We start from the raw sequence: 18,119 nt of genomic DNA on the forward strand, positions 1-18,119 counted from the left end.
GAAAGAAATGGTTGCTTCGAATAGAAGCAACCATTTTTGGTTTAAAAGACTTTCAGGGAATTTCCGGAAGGAATGTGGTAAACTGGAATCTCCGGCATGTGTTGGTTGAGCCATTTTTTCACAAATTCAGATCCTCCTTCTTCGCTGGCAGAATGGCCAATTTCTATCATGGAGAGTTTCATTCCAATTTCATTGGCTGCCCGGACATATTCCGGTGTCTCCCATTCATTGGACTCCCCACAGACCAATACATCCGGGCGGTGCTCCATGATTCTGGTGATTTGTAGCCTTCCACCTACGGCACCTGGAAGAAGAAGTACTTTGGAACACGTCTGATTGAGATCACCCACATAGCGCATGGCAGGTACATCCAAGCGGGTTTTGATGTGGTTGATTAAGCCTTTGAGATCTGTTTTGGGAATATTGAGTATAGGGCTTCCTGCGGTATAATATTCAGACCACCCTAAATCTTCTACTACGCCGATTCTGACTCCATCGTCTTGAAGGCGGTGAACATGGTCATGGTTTCTCCAAAGTGTAATGCCATTTTTTTCCATCAAATCATACTTGGCCCTAAAGACAGGATCATCTTGAAGGTAATCTGTCTCATCTTGTCCGGAGAAAAATGTGGGTTCATGCGGAATGATCAAGTTTGCCTTGAGTTCGATTGCCTTATGAATGATTTCCATGGTTGTAAACATAGTCGTCACGATACCGGTGACAATGGTGTCTCTCGACCCGACCTTGATTGTATCCACCGTTTGCTGGAAAGGGGCAGTAGGAACTTGAGATACAAAGGTGTCAATGATTTCTCCGACGGTCCAGTTTTTTCGGTTCGCCAAAGAAAAGGCTAATTCTGGATTCAAAACCAAGGTTCCTCCGAGCATCAAGCTGCTTTTTAAGAGGAAATCCCGACGGCTTTTTCCAGTGATTTTGGGTTTTTGCCACATAGGTTGTTAGGTTATGATGGAAGATTATAAATATTTTTTGGTTCTTCTTTTACAGAACAAACAAAACTTTTATATCTTTGCCTCGTAAACCTCAAGGTAATCAAAAGAAGGCATGGTACTAAGCGAAAAACAAAAAGAGCTGATTGAGATGATCGGTGTTTTCCATGAGCATAAGGGATTGCAACCTTTGGTGGGCAGAATCATTGGACTGATGCTTGTTCACGAGGATGCCGAGGTGACTTTTGATGAAATCGTAGAGCATTTGGGAGTAAGTAAAAGTGCAGTCAGCAATGCCTTGACCTTTTTACAGGCCAAAGAAAGAGTTACTTATCATACCAAACCAGGAGATAGGAAAAGGTATTTTTCCCTTAAGCTTGGAGATTGGCGGTCTGATTTCGAGAAAGAATTACTCAATATCGCGGAGATACAAAGATTCCTGGAGGAGGTTTTGGACACCCGAAAAGATAAAAGCTCAGAATTCTGCACCAAAATGAAAGACTTTTCAAACTTCCTGGAATTTTTCCGAAAGGAGATTCCAATCCTTTTTGAGCGTTTTAAAAAGCAGTATCACTAAAAAAATTTATCTCATTAGTTCACTAAATACAGAACTAACCATATTTAACTAAATCAACTATTTATCACAACATGTTTCGAAAGTATCTGATCTATTCGTATTTGTTCCTGTTCCCGGGGTATCTGGTAGCCCAAACATCCGAAACCAGGTATTCCTTGCCAGATACATTAAGCCTTAAAGAGAGTATACACATTGGTCTGGAAAACAACAGGAATTACCAAAAGGCACTTTTGGATGAGGATAAAGCCAAATTCCAAAGAAATGAAATCCGGGGAGCAGGTCTTCCTCAGCTTTCTGCCTACGGGAATTACAACAACTTCGTAGATGTATTTCCTCAGGCAATCCCTGGAGGAGGGTTTTTCGGAGGTGATCCGGAAGATATCAATGTCATCGCCTTTGGAGTGCCTCAATCCTTGAAGGCTGGACTTCAGCTAAACCAGCTCATCTTTAGTAATTCTTATTTGATTGGACTTAAAGCCGCCAAGACAGGTGAGGAGTTTTACAGACTCCTTGCGCAGCAATCTGAGGAGAATGTGATCCACGAGATTTCCATGAACTATCTCAGCACAATTCAGCTGCACCTTCAACGGGAAAACCTCCTTTCCAACCTAGACCAACTTTCTGGTTTGGAAAAAATCCTCAAGGCTCAATACGAAAATGACTTGGCCCGAAAAGTAGACTGGAATCGAGTGCAAGTTAATCTTACTTCCATCCGTTCGGAATTGGAAAATCTTGACATCGCTATTTATCAGCGAGAGGGTTATTTGAAGCTGGTCATGGGGATTCCTGTGGGCACTCCGATCCAGCTAGATAGGTCCATTGCTAGTTTCCATCCTTCCTTGGATAGTTTTGAGGTAAGAGACTTGAATATTCAGGATCGTCGGGACATCCAGATTTTGGAAGTCCAAGAAAAACTTTACGACTATGAGTTGAAAAATATCAAGGCCGGCCATCAACCTCAATTGGTAGGTTTTGCGGATTGGAACAAAAATGCCTTTGCTACGGAATTCGATTTTATGCAGGGAAGCAAGGTTTGGTATCAGGGATTTTTGGTAGGGCTAAAACTGGAGATTCCGATTTTCGACGGAATGCAGACCAAATACAAGGCTGCTCAAAGCCGAGTCAAATCCCAACAGCTGCAATTGGATCGGAGTCTAGCTATTGATGCCGCAGAGCTAGAGTACCAAAGTGCATTAAACAATTACTACAGTTCAAAAAGTACCCTGAAATCCTTGGAAGGCAACTTGGCCCTAGCCCAGGATATCCTACGTGAAACATCCCTTTTGTACAAGGAAGGTCTAAGTCCCCTGACGGATCTATTGGAGGCAGAAGCTACCCAAAGACAAGCTCAGGCCAATTACAACAATCAACTCATTCAAGTAAGAATTGCCCAGCTGGAAATCCTCAACTCCTCTGGAAGAATCAAGTCCCTCATTCAATAAAAGCTAATCCAACATTCCCATGAAAAAATTATTAATCGTGGCATTTATGCTGATCGGGGTCAGCGCCATTGCATTTACACTTTATAAGAATAAAACAGAACTGGAGGAAAGTGCTAATCTGGCCATGAAGACCAGTGAGTTTTTTTCTGTGACTACCGAAAAAGTAGCCGAATCCTCAGTCAATAGAAATTTTGAAGCCAACGGGACCTTTGAAGCCAATCAAGAGCTTAAGCTTATGGCAGAAACTTCCGGTTCCATCCTCAAAATCTACAAGCGCAAGGGTGATTATGTCAAAGCTGGAGAAGCCATTCTTCAGGTGGATGACCGATTGATCCGAGCGGATTATACGATTGCCCAGCTGAATAGAGATCAGGCGGAGAAAGACATGCAGCGTTTTGAAAACCTAGCCAGCACAGATGCTGTGACCAAAAAGCAGCTGGAAGACAGTCAAAAGGCCTTCAAAATTGCTGATGCGCAACTTTCAGCTCTTCAAAAAAGACTGGATGACACGAAAATCAAGGCACCGATTTCAGGGTATATCAATGAAGAATACTATGAACTTGGCACTTTGGTAAGTCCGGGAATGGCCATTGCGGATCTGATCAATACCACTCCTTTGAAATTGGCGGTAAATGTGACCGAATATGAAATCTCCAAAGTGAAATTGGGAGACGTGGTGCCTGTGAATGTCAATGCCATCAAAGGAGAGGACTTTGCAGGAAAGGTGGATTTCATCTCCAATAAGGCAGATGGTTCATTCAAATATGAGGTGATTTTGGTAATGACGAGTCCCAATCAAAAGCTGATTAAACCTGGGATGTTTGGCACTGCCAAATTTCAGTTTTCACAAGAAAGCAAGGTCCTGACCATCAATAGAAAATCCGTGGTGGGAAGCTTGAAAGATCCGGGAGTCTATACTGTAAAAGATGGAGTGGCGGTCTACAGACCAATTCAAATCAGTCCTCTTGAAGACGGAACCGTGGAAGTCTTGAGCGGACTTCAAGCCGGAGAAGAGATTATCGCTTCCGGTCTGATCAACATAAAAGAAGGTAGTAAAGTCAAGGTTCAATAACCATGCAGATTACAAAACTATCCATTCAGAGACCGACGCTCGTCGTCGTGCTGTTTACCATATTGACACTTTTGGGGCTGTTTTCCTATACCCAGCTGTCTTATGAGCTTTTGCCAAAAATGGACACCAATGTGGTGACCATCACAACGGTCTATCCCGGAGCGGCCCCTTCCGAGGTGGAAACTTCCGTGACCAAGAAAATCGAAGATGCAGTAGCTTCTCTGGAAGGCATCAAAGCGATGAATTCCATTTCTCAAGAAAGTGTCTCTATCCTGACCATTGAGCTGGCCTCCGGCACAGATGTGGATCAGGCCCTTCAAGAGGCTCAGCGAAAAATCAACGCAATCCTTGGAGATCTACCGGATGATGCGGATCCACCGAGTTTAGGAAAATTTGACTTGGATGACATGCCGATCATGCAGCTGGCCGTCTATTCTGATTTGAATCCGGCAGAGTTTTATGACCTCATCAAAAACAAAATCCAACCTTCCTTGGCTAAAATCAATGGGGTTGCTCAGGTAAATATGCTTGGTGGTACCGAGCGGGAGATTAAGGTAAACTTGGACCGAAACAAACTAGAGGCTTATGGAATTTCGCCTCTGATGGTTATGTCCAAGATCAATTCCAGCAACTTGGACTTTCCGACTGGTCGTCTGAAAAATGACGAGGGACAGGTATTGATCCGTCTGGCTGGCAAATTCCACGCTGTGGAGGATCTTGAAAACCTAGTCATTACCTACCGAAATGATGAATCTCCGATCAAGCTCAAGGAAGTAGCGGAGGTTTTGGATGCTTTTAAAGATGAAACTATCCTTACCCGACTAAATAATAACGATGCGATCGGTCTGACTATTCAAAAGCAATCTGACGCCAATGCGGTGGAGGTTTCCGAGATTTTGGAAAAAGAGCTTCATGCGCTGGAGCAAACCTACAGCAGTTCAGGTTTGTCCTTCCAGATTTCCCAAAACAGTTCTGAATTTACTCTTGAAGCGGCAAATGATGTGATCAAGGACTTGGTCATTGCGATCATTCTGGTAGCCTTGATCATGCTCCTGTTCCTGCACAGCATCCGAAATGCCGTCATTGTAATGATTGCTGTTCCAGCTTCCATCATCGCCACTTTTACGGTGATGTACTTGGCAGGCTTTACACTTAATTTGATGTCCCTGCTCGCACTATCCTTGGTGGTGGGTATTCTGGTGGATGACGCGATTGTGGTGATCGAAAACATTTACCGACATCTGGAATTGGGTAAAAGCATCGCTCAGGCTTCCTATGATGGAATACGTGAAATCGGAGCCACAGTAGTTTCCATTACCTTGGTGATTATCGTGGTGTTTGTACCCTTGGCCTTGACCGGAGGCTTGATTTCAGGGATAATCAAGCAGTTTAGTATCACAGTGGCTGTAGCGACATTATTCAGTTTGCTGGTTGCCTTTACTTTGATTCCTTTGCTTACTTCCCGTTTTTCCAAGCTGGAGCATTTGAGCAAAACTTCCTTTTTTGGAAGAATTGTACATGGATTTGAGGCGGTCTTGGATGGATTTGTGGATTGGCTAGTGGGAATTCTTAGATGGGGGTTTGCGAATAAGTTTGCCACTTTGGCGATCACTTTTGGACTCTTTATTGGCTCATTCTTCCTTATTGCCGGAGGATGGATTGGAAGTGAGTTTGTTTCCCAAGGGGATCGAGGTGAGTTTATTTTGAGATTAGAATTGCCAAAGGATGCGACTTTGGAACAAACCAACTACAAAACCCAGGAAGTGGAATCTTACCTCCGTTCCTTGCCAGAGGTCACAGAAGTATTTACCAAAGTCGGTATTTCCAGTGGGCAATATACCGGGTCTCAATCCTCCCCATACACGGCTGAAGTTTCAGTTAAACTGGTTCCAAAGGGGCAAAGAAGCCTTTCTGGGCCAGATTATGCCAGAAACGTAGAAAATTATCTGGAGGAAAATATCGTCGGGGCAGAATACACCGCTGTACCAGTTTCTATCCTCGGCACAGCCAATGATGCTCCGATTCAAGTAATCGTATCCGGACCAGATCGGGATTCTGTGGCTGTAACTGCAGATAAAATCATGGGAATTCTGGAGGGGATTCGTGGTACCCGAAAAATCACCAGTTCACTGGAATCCGGAAATCCGGAAATCCGTGTGGAAGTGGATCGTTTGAAAATGAACGAGGTAGGTCTTTCCTTGGATCAAGTCGGGGGTACGCTTCAGGTTGCCTTCAATGGCAATGAAGACTCCAAATACACCGATGGGGAATATGAATATGATATCCAGATCCGTCTCAATGAATTTGACCGAAAGAATATTGCCGATGTCCAGAATATCACATTTCTGAATTCCAGAGGTCAATTAATCAAGCTGGACCAATTTGCTCAGGTGACTCAGTCCGAAGGTCCTACCAAGCTCGAGCGAAGGGATCGTGTGGGATCTGTAAAAGTGTCTTCTCAAGTGGCCGGAGTCCCTTCTGGTACGGTGGGCGCGGAATTACAGACCGCCATTGCACAATTGAAGCTCCCTCCGCAAGTGGAGATCAACTTTGAAGGAGACATGAAAAACCAAAGTGAAGGGTTCGGAAGCTTGGGGATAGCCCTGATTGCATCCATTCTCTTAATCTACCTGATCATGGTGGCGCTTTATGATTCCTATGTCTATCCCTTGGTGGTGATGTTCTCCCTTCCGATGGCTTTGATTGGATCCTTGTTGGCCTTGGCTTTAAGTAAAAGCACCCTAAGTATTTTCTCCATCATGGGATTGATCATGCTGATGGGTTTGGTGGCAAAAAACGCCATTCTTTTGGTGGACTTTACCAATCAGCTAAAAGCTGCGGGAGTAGAGGTCAGGAGAGCTTTGGAAAAAGCCGTGCAGATCCGATTCCGACCGATTTTGATGACCACTTTGGCAATGGTGATCGGGATGATGCCGATTGCTTTGGCTTCGGGAGCAGGTGCGGAGTGGAAAAACGGTTTGGCTTGGGTTATTATCGGTGGTTTGCTTTCCTCCATGTTCCTGACTTTGGTCGTGGTGCCTGTGATTTATTACCTCTTTGATAGATTCCTAATCAGAATAGGAAAGTCCGATAAAAAAGAGATTCCATTGGAAGATACTCCTATCGAGGAATTTGAATCAGAAGCAGCGGCTTATGTATAAGCAATTTTCTTTCAAGAATTGATATAAAAACAGATAAGGAACTGAAATGAAACACGTAAAAGAGCTTCGAAAAATTTCCAAGGTCTTCCAACAATATGGAATTCAACTAACTGGTAAGCGAAAGTTTGCCTCGTTTGAGGGCGACCTGAAAATGGATAAAATCTTTGTAAATGGATTGATTTACGAATTGGAATTTGAGCTACGCAAGGAGCTGGACGATGAAAAAGTTTCCGGTATCCAAGCACCGGCTCAAGTGATTGAGTTGTTGATAAGTTGATGGGAAAAGCCCGGTTTGTTAACCGGGCTTTTTTGATTTTGCAAGACTGCCTAATCTACCTTAATGTCAGAAATCCACAGCGTGCGATTTCCTTCTGCATTTTTATGGGTGGTCACAAATTTCAAAGGACCATGAGTCTCTACCTGCTCCCAGGTAGTTGGTCTGCCTTCTGGACCATTTCCTCTTCGGAATACCCATTCGATAATCATGTTGTTTTCGTCCAAAAACAAGTCATAAGCATCTCCTGGAGTATAGCCCATTCCTGATGCTTTCGGCTCCCCTGATTGGTAAAGGATGGTCAATTTGGTTGAGTTTTGACCTCCTATGGGAGAGCTGACATTTTCTTCTACTTCATAGGTATATCCAGTATCCCAGGCCAGTTGAAAAGGCATCATCGCCCAATATTTATCATTGATAAAGGCTCCGTCTTGCTTGGGAAGTGAATCTGCCGTAAGGCTGTAAGTGAATGTGGTGTCTGGCCCGGAATAGTCCACGGTACTATCCTTTATGTTCCATTTCCAGTATCTGGAAAACACCGTCACAGAATCCCGCTGTACATTCCAAGTGTAGGCGATAGAATTGACTTGATCGAAATTATCAAATCCGTAAGCTTTGGCCACTTTCATGGGAAGCGTATCAGGAATCTCTTCTTTTGGTGAACATGCATACAGAAGAATAATAGATAGAAATAGGGTGAAGATGTTTTTCATAGAATAATATGGATAGAGGTCTAAGCTACTGATATTTAGTCTGGTTTTAAAAGGAGTGTTTTAAATTTAATTTTTAAGTATATCGGCTTTCTTGCCAGTTGGCCGTACACTATGAATAAAATCCCACTTGAAGTTCAGTTTTAGTCAGCTTCGGTCTTTGGTCTTCGGACTTCCGACCGCCAAACCAAAGGAATTTTGGATTGTGGTGCAATTGTGGATAATCATATTAATTTTTCAGTGTTACGAAAATTAACAGGATCAACCGACCTCATCTTTGAAAATTGCTTCTGGCAATTCCAGATTGAAAGGATTAACCTTCAGGGCAAATAGAGGTTTTTGCAGGCGAATGTCTGGGAAATATTTCGGATCAAGCTCAAGTTTTTTGACTTTGGCGAATTTACCCCAGCCAGTAATCATTGGTTTAGTAAAGTATTTCAGTTCATTCCAGGTTTGGCAGAGCTGCATAGGGAAGAAAACAGTAGAAATAGGAATAGCAATTCCTTTGCTTTCCACCTCTAATGAAAACACGCGATGGTCTCGATGATACAGGGTGATTTGATCCCAATTCCTTGATTTTTCCCAAATTATAGGGAGAATTTCTTTGGGCAGTCCCCAGTTATTTTGCCCATTTATAGCACTTGGTTCCGAGTCTGTGTAAATTTTGGTAATCGCCTGCATTTTGGATTTTCGAAATTTCCCAGGCATGAACACGAGTTCTTGAAAGGGCCCCACGGGAGATGAGGTGTAATTGACCATCATTACGAATCCGAGCCCTCCTTTGAATTTCCCTTTTAAACTTGCAGGTAGCATGCCGTGCTCTTCCACCCAGGCTTTTTTGAATTTATACATCAAAATGACTGCTTCCCCTGAAAGTTTCCATGGGGCAGGTGCCTTTTTGACCAAATGTCGGTTTGCCAATTTGGAACTTACGTCAAGCATAGGGAGATGGGCTAATGGATGTCCAGCCACCGTCAATGATCAGTGTCTGTCCGGTGATGTGTCGGGCGGAATCAGATAGCAAAAAGGCAGCAGCTTCAGCGATATCAGTCGTGGAGGCAGGGCGACCCAAAGGAGTCAAATTCGACCAGGTCTTGGCATAGTCCGGATCTGAGGTAGTCCTTTCGGTCAAAGTCGCCCCCGGGGCAATGGTGTTGATCCGGATTCCGAATGGGGCTAATTCCAGAACAAGGTTTTTGGCAAGCATTTCCACGGCCGCCTTGCTCATGGCATAGGCAGCAAGATTTTCATGGCTCTGATGTGCAGTCACAGATGAAGTGTAGAGGATAGATCCTCCGTTTTCCTGATCCTTCATCACTCTAGCCACAGCTTGAGTCAGACAGAATGTCCCAAGCTGATTGACCCGCATCACTTCCAGGAAATCCTCTCGTGAATAGCTCAAAAAATCTCCAAAAAGGGTGATTCCGGCATTACAGACTACCTGGTCAATCCTTCCGAAGTTTTTCAGGGCCAATTCAAGCAGCTCCTGTATTACCTGTTCGGATGCGGAATCTCCAGAGCATCCCAAAACTGTCCCCTTTCCCATTTTGGAAAGATTGGCTACAGCTTCCTCAGTCAGGCTTTTTTCCAGGTCATTCAAAATAACCATGGAACCTCCATCCAGAAGTTTTCGGGCGATTTCCAGACCTATTCCCTGTCCGGCGCCGGTGACGAGGGCTACTTTTGGGATTTTCATATGCTTTATATTAAACCCTTGGAGGGTTTGCTTGACTTATCTTAATGAGAATCTCTTTTCACTTCCGATCCGGAACTTCCTTGCAGAAAATCAAAATCGACACCTTCATGCGCTTGATTGACTTTGTCTAAGAAGAGATTCACATAGCCACGTTCGTAGGGAAGTTGGGTTGGTATGAAAGTTTCTCTTCTTTTATCAAACTCCTCCTCTGAGATCAGAAGATTCAAAGTTCGGTTAGGAACGTCAAGCTCAATCAAATCTCCATTCTGGACAAAAGCCAAGGGACCTCCGATAGCAGACTCAGGGGAAACATGAAGGACTACTGTTCCAAAGCCGGTTCCACTCATCCTGCCGTCAGAGATTCTTACCATATCTTTTACGCCTTTCTCCAGAAGCTTTTTCGGGAGACCCATATTCCCTACCTCGGGCATGCCAGGGTAGCCTTTGGGTCCGACATTTTTCAAAACCATCACGCAGTTTTCGTCGATATCCAAATTTGGATCATCCACCTTGGCCTTGTATTCATCAATATTTTCGAAGACCACTGCTCGGCCTTTGTGCTTCAACAGGCTAGGAGTAGCTGCTGAAGGCTTCAGCACAGCTCCGTTGGGACAAAGGTTCCCCTTGAGTACCGCAATTCCGGATTCAGGTTTGATGGGATTTTCCAAGGTGCCAATCAGGTTTCTGTCCCAGCATTCAGCTTTGGCGATATTTTCACCGATGGTTTTCCCGTTGACGGTCAAGGCATCTCGGTGGAGTTGTTTTTGGATTTCTTTCATGACGGCAGGCATGCCTCCGGCATAAAATAGGTCTTCTACCCAATGTTCTCCCGAAGGCTGAACATTGGCGATTAGGGGGATTTTGGAAGAGAAATGATCAAAATCCGTGAGATCAATTTCTACACCTATTCTTTTGGCAATGGCTGTCAAATGAAGGATGAAATTGGTTGAACCTCCAATAGCGGCATTAACCATAATGGCGTTTTCAAAGGCCTGCCGGGTAAGAATTTTGTCCATAGTCAAGTCTTCTTTGACCATTTCCACGATTCGCATTCCGGCAAGATGTGCCAAAACCTTTCTCCTGGAATCCGCAGCAGGTATGGTGGCATTGTCTGGAAGAGCAAGTCCCAAAGCTTCTACCATGGCTGCCATGGTGGAGGCGGTTCCCATAGGGGCGCAGTGACCTATGGATCGGGACATGGAGGATTCTACCTCGATCATGTCTTCTTGGGTTAGTTTTCCCACTTTGTAATCCTCGGCAAATCTCCAGATGTCGGAAGTGCCGATCTTTTTACCTCGGAATCGTCCGATCAGCATAGGGCCTCCAGACAAGACTAAAGTAGGAAGATTGACAGATGCAGCGCCCATGACTAAGGAGGGGGTTGTTTTATCACAACCGCACATCAGGATCACGCCATCCATAGGATTGGCACGGATGCTTTCCTCCACGTCCATAGAGGCCAGGTTTCGGAAAAGCATGGCAGTCGGTTTGATCGAACACTCCCCCAAGGACATCACGGGGAATTCCAAAGGGAATCCTCCCGCTTCCCATATTCCACGCTTCAAGGCTTCCGCCAAGTCTCTAAAATGGGCATTGCAAGGAGTGAGTTCGGACCAAGTATTGCAAATGCCAATGACTGGCTTTTCTCCATTAAAAAGGTGATGGGGTAGACCCTGGTTTTTCATCCAGGATCTGTAAATAATACCGTCTTTTCCGGTACGCCCGTACCATTCTTGGCTACGGAGTTTTTTCTTGGTCATAGGTTAACTGGGTTGAGATAATTTGGCAAGAAGTTACCAAAAATTCAATTAACCCGACTTCAAAATCATAGAAAACAAAAGAATCTATGGTTAATTATCCAAGCCCTCGATTTCATCTAAGGCCATTTGGAGGGCTTCAATATTGATTGTGAATTCTGTAATAATTGTGTTGGCAGAATCTCCCTGGTTGAGCGTGTAATAATAGGGAAGTCCCAATACAGACGCCAAATTAAAGTAGCACTGGGTGAGGGAATCCCCGGCATTTCTCAATTCCAAAACCTTGGATGTCTTGGGTAGAAAAATCATGTTGGTCAAGGCGGCTCCATGGAGGGAGACGAGAACTTGCGTTTCTGCCATGAGCTGAATCTGCTGCACAAAATTTAGCCTCTCAGCATGGTAAATCTCATAGCCTCTTTTTTTCAACAAGACTTCAACATCAGGTTCGTTATGGGCCTTCCGCTTTAGGGCTAGACTTCTGGAAATATAGACTTTCCTCCAAGGTTCCTTCAAGATAGTTTTGGCCAGCCTTTCTCTGGTATTTAAGGTTCTTTCCACATGAAAATGTGGGAAAGGGGCTGTTTTGGCAGTCAGGATCAAGAGGTCCACTTGAAGGTTTACATTGGATTTATAATAAATGACCCGAAGGCCAAGGAGATCCAATGACTGGGTGACGAAGCTCAAACTTTTGTAAGATTCTGGTAAGATTAGTGGGCATTCAGGATCTTTTTCCAAACCTTCCCAAATTCGGGGTAGGCAGTCTGCTATCCAATGGAAGTAGTTAGGACTCCATTCGTCAATCACCCACATCCCTTTTGGGATTTTTTTCCAAGATTTTGTAGCACAATAGGCTGCCCTTTTCGCAAATTGGATTGGGCCAAGCTTGGCAATATGTGTCAGGTGTGCGTAGAATTTGAATTCCCCCGGGGAAAAAACTGTGTCTTGTAAAATCCAGGCATTTTTAATAAAAACTGGATGCTGCCTTTCAAAAGATGCTTTAATGGAGTTATTGAATAAAGGCAAATCCTTGGGGTCAAGGTTTACAGGGAGTTTTCGCTGAACTGTGATTTCTTGGCGCAAGGGAAAAGTGAGTTTGAAAGGAAAAGGGAGCCGAACTCCCTTTTTGATTCCATTAAGACAATCTTTCGATTTTTGCCCCGAGGGCATTAAGTCTTTCGTCAATATTTTGGTAACCCCGATCAATTTGCTCAATGTTGTCGATGATGGAAATACCATTGGCCGACAAAGCAGCGATCAGCAAGGCTACACCGGCACGGATGTCTGGAGAAGTCATCCGGATTCCTCTCAGCGGATATTTTCTATCCAATCCGATCACTGTTGCACGGTGAGGATCGCAAAGGATAATCTGTGCTCCCATGTCGATCAATTTGTCCACAAAGAACAAGCGGGATTCAAACATTTTTTGGTGTACAAGTACTGTCCCTTTGGCTTGCGTAGCCGTTACCAATACGATGGAAAGCAAGTCTGGAGTGAAACCAGGCCAAATCTGATCTGCAATAGTCAAGATGGACCCATCAATGAACGTTTCGATTTCATAATGCTTCTGAGCCGGGATATAGATGTCATCTCCTCGGAATTCCAGCTGAATACCCATTCTTCGGAAGGTTTCCGGAATGATACCCAATCGGTGAATCTGGCAGTCTTTGATCGTGATTTCGGACTGAGTCATGGCTGCAAGTCCGATGAAAGAGCCAATCTCGATCATATCCGGAAGCATGGTGTGCTCAGTTCCGCCTAAAGATTTTACCCCTTCAATATTCAGCAAGTTGGATCCTACTCCTGTGATTTTAGCTCCCATGCGGTTGAGCATGTCGCATAGCTGCTGCAAGTAAGGCTCACAGGCAGCATTGTAGATAGTAGTTTTTCCTTCGGCCAAAACTGCCGCCATGACAATATTAGCCGTCCCGGTAACCGACGCCTCGTCGAGAAGCATGTAGGTGCCTTTCAGGTTTTTGCCGTCGATATGGAAGATCTCGTTTTTGGCATCGTAGTGGAATTGGGCTCCTAATTTCTGGAATCCAAAAAAGTGGGTATCCATTCTTCTGCGGCCGATTTTATCTCCTCCCGGTTTGGAAAGTTTTCCTTTTCCGAACCTTGACAAAAGTGGGCCTAAGATCATCACAGAGCCACGAAGAGAGGAGGCCTTTTTCAGGAAGTCTTCTGTTTCCAAATAATCCAATTTGACTTCGTCAGCCTTGAAACTGTAGGACTCTGGGCCTAGTTTGGTCACTTTGACACCCATGTCTGCCAAAAGCTCGATGAGCTTATTGACATCCCGGATATTGGGAACTTTATGGATGGTGACTACTTCTGGGGTGAGGAGTACTGCACAAAGTATCTGCAACGCCTCATTTTTTGCTCCTTGGGGGATGATTTCACCTTTCAGGCGGGTGCCTCCGGTGACTCTAAAAGATGCCATTTATCCTATCTGCGTTTTTTGTGACCGTTTCGGTGTTTTTTACCGTGATGTTTTTTCTTGTGGGAATGAGACTCTTCCTCGATGTGAGGGATTTTGAAGTCTCTTCGGGTATTGGATTCGAAGAGTGCATTTTCCCTTACTTTTTCCAAATCGATATGAAGCTTTCCTTTGGAGAGTGTTTTGATATCATCGATGATGATGCCATCGTCGAAATTATCCCTGTTCCAGGTAGAATGAAAGCTTCTCATCAGCTGACCGATGTAGATGATCGCATTCTCCTGCTCCTCATCATTTTCGATTTCAATGGCTTTTTCGATCAGTTTTTCGATGTTTCTGCCGTAATGTTTGAACTTGATCTCCCCTTTAGGATAGCCTACCGGAAGAGGTTTTTTGCCCAGAAGTTCTTTTTCAGGCATGGGAAAAGGCCCATCGACATCCAAGGTGAAATTCGACATGATATACAGGTCGTCCCAAAGCTTTTGGTCGTTTTCCTGTTTTAAGGACGGATTGAGTTGTTTGATGATTTCAATGACGGTGTAGGCACTTTGCGTGCGCTTTTCCCGGTCTTCAATAGCGGCCACATGATTGACCAGCTGCTGAATGTTTTTGCCGTATTCTTTCAAGATAAGTTGATGTTTTTCTGATTCGTTATGCTCCATGTCACTTCCCCATTTTGCCTCATAAAAGGTAACAAAAAATCACCAAATGACAGGGAAGCAGGTGATTAGTCTATAATTCTGAGCTTGGCAAAGCTAAGCAATAATGTCTTTTCACCAAAATGCTCAAATTGGATCGTTGCTTTTTTGTTAAGTCCTTCTGTTTCAATTTTTTGAACCTTCCCAAAGCCGAATTTAGGGTGCTCTACCAATTGTCCTGCATGAAGATTATTGGTGTTGCTGGGCTTGAAATCCGGGCTGGGAGTATGGATTTTCATCTGAACGGGAGTACGTGCCTCGGGCTGTTTTTTGATGCCGATAAAACCCTGTGATCCCGGCAGCCCTTCTTTTCTTAAGGCTCCGGGAAACTCCCGACTTGCGGACATTTTTTTGTTGACCTTGATGGTGGCAGGGTCGACTTCCTCCAGAAATCTGCTCGGCTCACAATTCAATAAGCGACCAAAACGATACCTGGAAAGCGCATAGGTCAGGTAGAGTTTGTCCATTGCTCGGGTAGTGGCCACGTAAAAGAGTCGCCTTTCCTCCTCCAAATCTTCCCGGCTCTGCATCATCATTTGGGAAGGGAAAAGATCTTCTTCCATCCCCACAACGAAGACTTGTTTGAACTCAAGGCCTTTTGAGGAGTGGATGGTCATCAGGGTAATGGCATCCGTCTGGTCTTTGTCCTGGTCATTGTCTGTCAGAAGGGCAATTTCTTGAAGAAAAGCACCTAGACTTTTGTCCGGGTTTTCTGGATTGTCCACATATTCTTTGATGGCATTCAGGAGTTCCTGGACGTTTTCATAGCGGTTAAGTCCTTCGATGGTTTTGTCTTCATAAAGCTCGCGAAGCAATCCGCTTTGCTTGGCTACAGAGCTAGCTGCTTCGTAGGCATCTTTGCGCTCTACCTCAATCTGGAAGGCTTTGATCATGGTGGAAAAGTCATCGACAGAAGACCCTGCTCTGCCTCCCAAAAAGCTATGGGCATTTTGCACGACTTCCCAGAGCGGAATGTCATGCTCATAGGCTGCCACGAGGATTTTTTCAACCGAAGTATCTCCGATTCCTCTTTTGGGATAATTGATGATTCGCTTGAAGGCCTCCTCATCTGCTGGATTGACCGTAAAGCGAAGGTAGGCCATGAGGTCTTTGATTTCCTTTCTTTGATAGAAGGAAAGACCCCCCACAATCTTGTAGGTGAGATTCATTTTCCGAAGGGCCTCTTCCATCGCTCGGGATTGGGAGTTGGTCCGGTAAAGGATAGCGAAGTCGCTGTTGTTGAGTTTTTTGTTATTCTTCTCTTCGAAAATAGTTGTGGCCACGATCCTTCCTTCTTCATTGTCCGAAGTCGCTTTGATCAATTCGATCAGGTCTCCGTCGGGATTGGAGGTCCACACGACCTTTTTCAGCTGAGCTTTATTTTTGTCGATAATGGAATTAGCGGCCTCCACAATGGTTTTGGTGGAGCGGTAGTTTTGCTCCAGTTTGACCACAAAAAGGTCGGGGTAGTCCTTTTCGAAGTTGAGGATATTCTGGATATCCGCTCCGCGAAAGGCATAAATACTCTGCGCATCATCACCCACCACACAGATATTTTGATGTACGGCGGCGAGTTTTTTAGTGATCAAATACTGGGAAAGGTTGGTGTCCTGAAACTCGTCAACCATCACATACTTGAATCGCTGCTGGTACTTGTTGAGCACGTCTAAATGATCCCTGAACAGGACATTGGTATTGAATAGCAAGTCGTCAAAGTCCATCGCCCCGGCCTTAAAAAGGCGGTCTTGGTATCGCTGGTAGATTTCTCCCATTCTTGGCTTTTGGGCAGCCTCGTCATCCGCCTTTACAAAAGGATCTGATTGATAAGCCTGCCAGGAGATCAGGCGGTTTTTGGCCCCTGAGATTCTGGACAATACCACGCTGGGTTTGTAAACTTTGTCGTCCAGTCTCATTTCTTTCACAATCGTCCGGATTAGAGATTTGGAGTCGTCAGTATCGTAAATGGTGAAGTTGGAAGGATACCCTAATTTTTCCGATTCTACCCGGAGAATTTTGGCGAAGACGGAGTGAAAAGTCCCCATCCAGGTATTTCTGGCTTCCAGTCCCACCAGCCTTTCGATCCGGTGCTTCATCTCGCTGGCGGCCTTGTTGGTAAATGTCAGTGATAAGATGTTGTAAGGATCAACTCCCTTGGCATAGATCAAGTGTGCAATCCGAAACGTGAGTACCCGGGTTTTGCCCGAACCGGCACCGGCAATGATCATGACTGGTCCGTCGGTTTGTTCTACAGCTTGTCTTTGGGGAGGATTGAGGTCCTTGAGATAATCCATTTTTTAGTATCTAGTAGCTAGAAGTTAGTATCAAGATATGGTCCAAGTAGCAAGAGGCAATATACAATTGGCAAGAAGCAAGAAGCAAGGAGATGGAAGACTGGAGGCGGGAGTTGGAAGACAGAAGCCACTGTATCCATGGTTGTTAGGATTTAGTGGGAAAAGTCTTAGCCCAATTATTCAATCTTTCAATCTTCCAATTTTCCAATTTAAATCTTCCAGCGTTTGTGACTCCAAAGGTACAAATCAGGTTGCAAACGGATATTGTTTTCTAGTCTTTTGCAAAACTCATCGGTGATGCTGTGCGGTGCATGGTCTCCATAAGGTGGATCGGCTAATTTGGTGTACTCAAAGCGGTAATGCCCCCTTTTGACTTTGGTGATAGTGCCAAAAAACACCGGAAATCCCATCTTTTTGGAGATAACCTCTCCGCCCTCAAAGAAATAAGCCGGGCGGTGGAGAAAATCCCTTTGGTATCGGTTTTCCTTTCCCGGAGGACGTTGGTCAGCAGCCAAATGAAGAATTCTATGCTGAGTTCTCAAGGTGATCATGCTTTTCCGAAAATCCTGTTTTTCAGTCATAATCCCTCCAAAATGAGTTCGGATGGCCAGCATCAGCTTGTTGAAAAAAGGATTGTTAAGTTTTAGATAAACGGTCTCGGCATCCACTTGCGTATTCAGGGCTACGCCCAAAATCGCCATTTCCCAGTTGAAGACATGACCGGCCATCATGATCGCAGTCTTTCCCTGAAGGACCTCTCGATCGATCAGGTCTTGATTGACGACCTGGAACCTTCTTCTGAGTTCTGATTCGGAAATCGTCAGACACTTGAGTGTCTCGGCGAAAAAAGCATCCGTGAAGTTGCGGTAGAAGCGATTGCGAATCACTTTTCTTTCCTCTTCCGATTTGTCCGGAAAGGCGAATCTGAGATTTTCATCGATTACTTTTTTGCGGTAGCGAATCACATACCTTGCAATCAGGTAAAGGATGTCAGAAAAGAAATACAGGACTCCCAGGGGAAGTCTGGACAGCAGTCTGATCAAAAACATGGCTTTGG

Annotated in this window: 15 protein-coding genes; 5 read left to right on the plus strand and 10 right to left on the minus strand. The window is 44.7% G+C overall.

Annotation, left to right across the window (positions count from 1 at the left end; translation table 11 throughout):
• Window positions 1-41: 41 nt before the first annotated feature.
• Window positions 42-950 carry a Nif3-like dinuclear metal center hexameric protein gene (locus G458_RS0118470; protein WP_026953216.1) on the minus strand — a complete coding sequence of 303 codons (909 nt, stop codon included), beginning with the start codon at window positions 948-950 and terminating at the stop codon, window positions 42-44.
• A 112-nt stretch (window positions 951-1,062) separates the two neighbouring features.
• Here G458_RS0118470 and G458_RS0118475 point away from each other — a divergent pair, with 112 nt between their 5' ends.
• The 5 genes from G458_RS0118475 to G458_RS0118495 all read left to right on the plus strand — a co-directional run bounded on the left by G458_RS0118475 (window position 1,063) and on the right by G458_RS0118495 (window position 7,476).
• Complete coding sequence (locus G458_RS0118475; protein WP_026953217.1) at window positions 1,063-1,524, plus strand: GbsR/MarR family transcriptional regulator; 462 nt, start codon at window positions 1,063-1,065, stop codon at window positions 1,522-1,524.
• Between the two features lie 71 nt (window positions 1,525-1,595).
• Window positions 1,596-2,966, plus strand: a complete 1,371-nt coding sequence (locus G458_RS0118480) for a TolC family protein (protein ID WP_035468466.1) — start codon at window positions 1,596-1,598, stop codon at window positions 2,964-2,966.
• Window positions 2,967-2,985: 19 nt separating this feature from the next.
• A complete protein-coding gene (locus tag G458_RS0118485; protein ID WP_026953219.1) occupies window positions 2,986-4,038 on the plus strand; it encodes an efflux RND transporter periplasmic adaptor subunit in 1,053 nt (350 codons plus the stop codon).
• Window positions 4,039-4,040: 2 nt separating this feature from the next.
• The gene (locus G458_RS0118490) at window positions 4,041-7,199 is read left to right on the plus strand and encodes an efflux RND transporter permease subunit (RefSeq protein WP_026953220.1); all 3,159 of its coding nucleotides are present in this window, start codon (window positions 4,041-4,043) and stop codon (window positions 7,197-7,199) included.
• 46 nt (window positions 7,200-7,245) lie between these two features.
• A complete protein-coding gene (locus G458_RS0118495) occupies window positions 7,246-7,476 on the plus strand; it encodes a hypothetical protein (RefSeq protein WP_026953221.1) in 231 nt (76 codons plus the stop codon).
• Between the two features lie 50 nt (window positions 7,477-7,526).
• Here G458_RS0118495 and G458_RS0118500 read toward each other — a convergent pair whose 3' ends face one another.
• The 9 genes from G458_RS0118500 to G458_RS0118545 form a co-directional block, all read right to left on the minus strand.
• Window positions 7,527-8,186 carry a hypothetical protein gene (locus tag G458_RS0118500; RefSeq protein WP_026953222.1) on the minus strand — a complete coding sequence of 220 codons (660 nt, stop codon included), beginning with the start codon at window positions 8,184-8,186 and terminating at the stop codon, window positions 7,527-7,529.
• A gap of 258 nt (window positions 8,187-8,444) precedes the next feature.
• Entirely contained in the window at window positions 8,445-9,125 is a 681-nt protein-coding gene (locus tag G458_RS0118510) for an acetoacetate decarboxylase family protein (RefSeq protein WP_051287437.1), read from the minus strand.
• Window positions 9,118-9,879, minus strand: coding sequence for an SDR family NAD(P)-dependent oxidoreductase (locus tag G458_RS0118515; RefSeq protein ID WP_026953224.1), 762 nt, complete (start codon window positions 9,877-9,879; stop codon window positions 9,118-9,120). The genes G458_RS0118510 and G458_RS0118515 overlap by 8 nt, the downstream gene beginning before the upstream one ends.
• Before the next feature lie 41 nt (window positions 9,880-9,920).
• On the minus strand, window positions 9,921-11,639 hold the full coding sequence (locus G458_RS0118520; RefSeq protein WP_026953225.1) for an IlvD/Edd family dehydratase: 1,719 nt from the start codon (window positions 11,637-11,639) through the stop codon (window positions 9,921-9,923).
• 90 nt (window positions 11,640-11,729) lie between these two features.
• Window positions 11,730-12,716 carry a glycosyltransferase family 61 protein gene (locus G458_RS0118525; protein ID WP_169719284.1) on the minus strand — a complete coding sequence of 329 codons (987 nt, stop codon included), beginning with the start codon at window positions 12,714-12,716 and terminating at the stop codon, window positions 11,730-11,732.
• A 52-nt stretch (window positions 12,717-12,768) separates the two neighbouring features.
• Window positions 12,769-14,076 (minus strand): UDP-N-acetylglucosamine 1-carboxyvinyltransferase, encoded by a 1,308-nt coding sequence (gene murA / locus G458_RS0118530; RefSeq protein ID WP_026953227.1) that lies wholly within the window; start codon window positions 14,074-14,076, stop codon window positions 12,769-12,771.
• A gap of 5 nt (window positions 14,077-14,081) precedes the next feature.
• Window positions 14,082-14,735 carry a DUF4290 domain-containing protein gene (locus G458_RS0118535; protein WP_026953228.1) on the minus strand — a complete coding sequence of 218 codons (654 nt, stop codon included), beginning with the start codon at window positions 14,733-14,735 and terminating at the stop codon, window positions 14,082-14,084.
• Window positions 14,736-14,800: 65 nt separating this feature from the next.
• Window positions 14,801-17,062 (minus strand): ATP-dependent helicase, encoded by a 2,262-nt coding sequence (locus tag G458_RS0118540; RefSeq protein WP_026953229.1) that lies wholly within the window; start codon window positions 17,060-17,062, stop codon window positions 14,801-14,803.
• Window positions 17,063-17,271: 209 nt separating this feature from the next.
• On the minus strand, window positions 17,272-18,111 hold the full coding sequence (locus G458_RS0118545) for a lysophospholipid acyltransferase family protein (protein WP_026953230.1): 840 nt from the start codon (window positions 18,109-18,111) through the stop codon (window positions 17,272-17,274).
• Window positions 18,112-18,119 lie beyond the last annotated feature (8 nt).

It is taken from the genome of Algoriphagus mannitolivorans DSM 15301, assembly GCF_000429425.1.
Classification (GTDB): Bacteria; Bacteroidota; Bacteroidia; order Cytophagales; family Cyclobacteriaceae; genus Algoriphagus; species Algoriphagus mannitolivorans.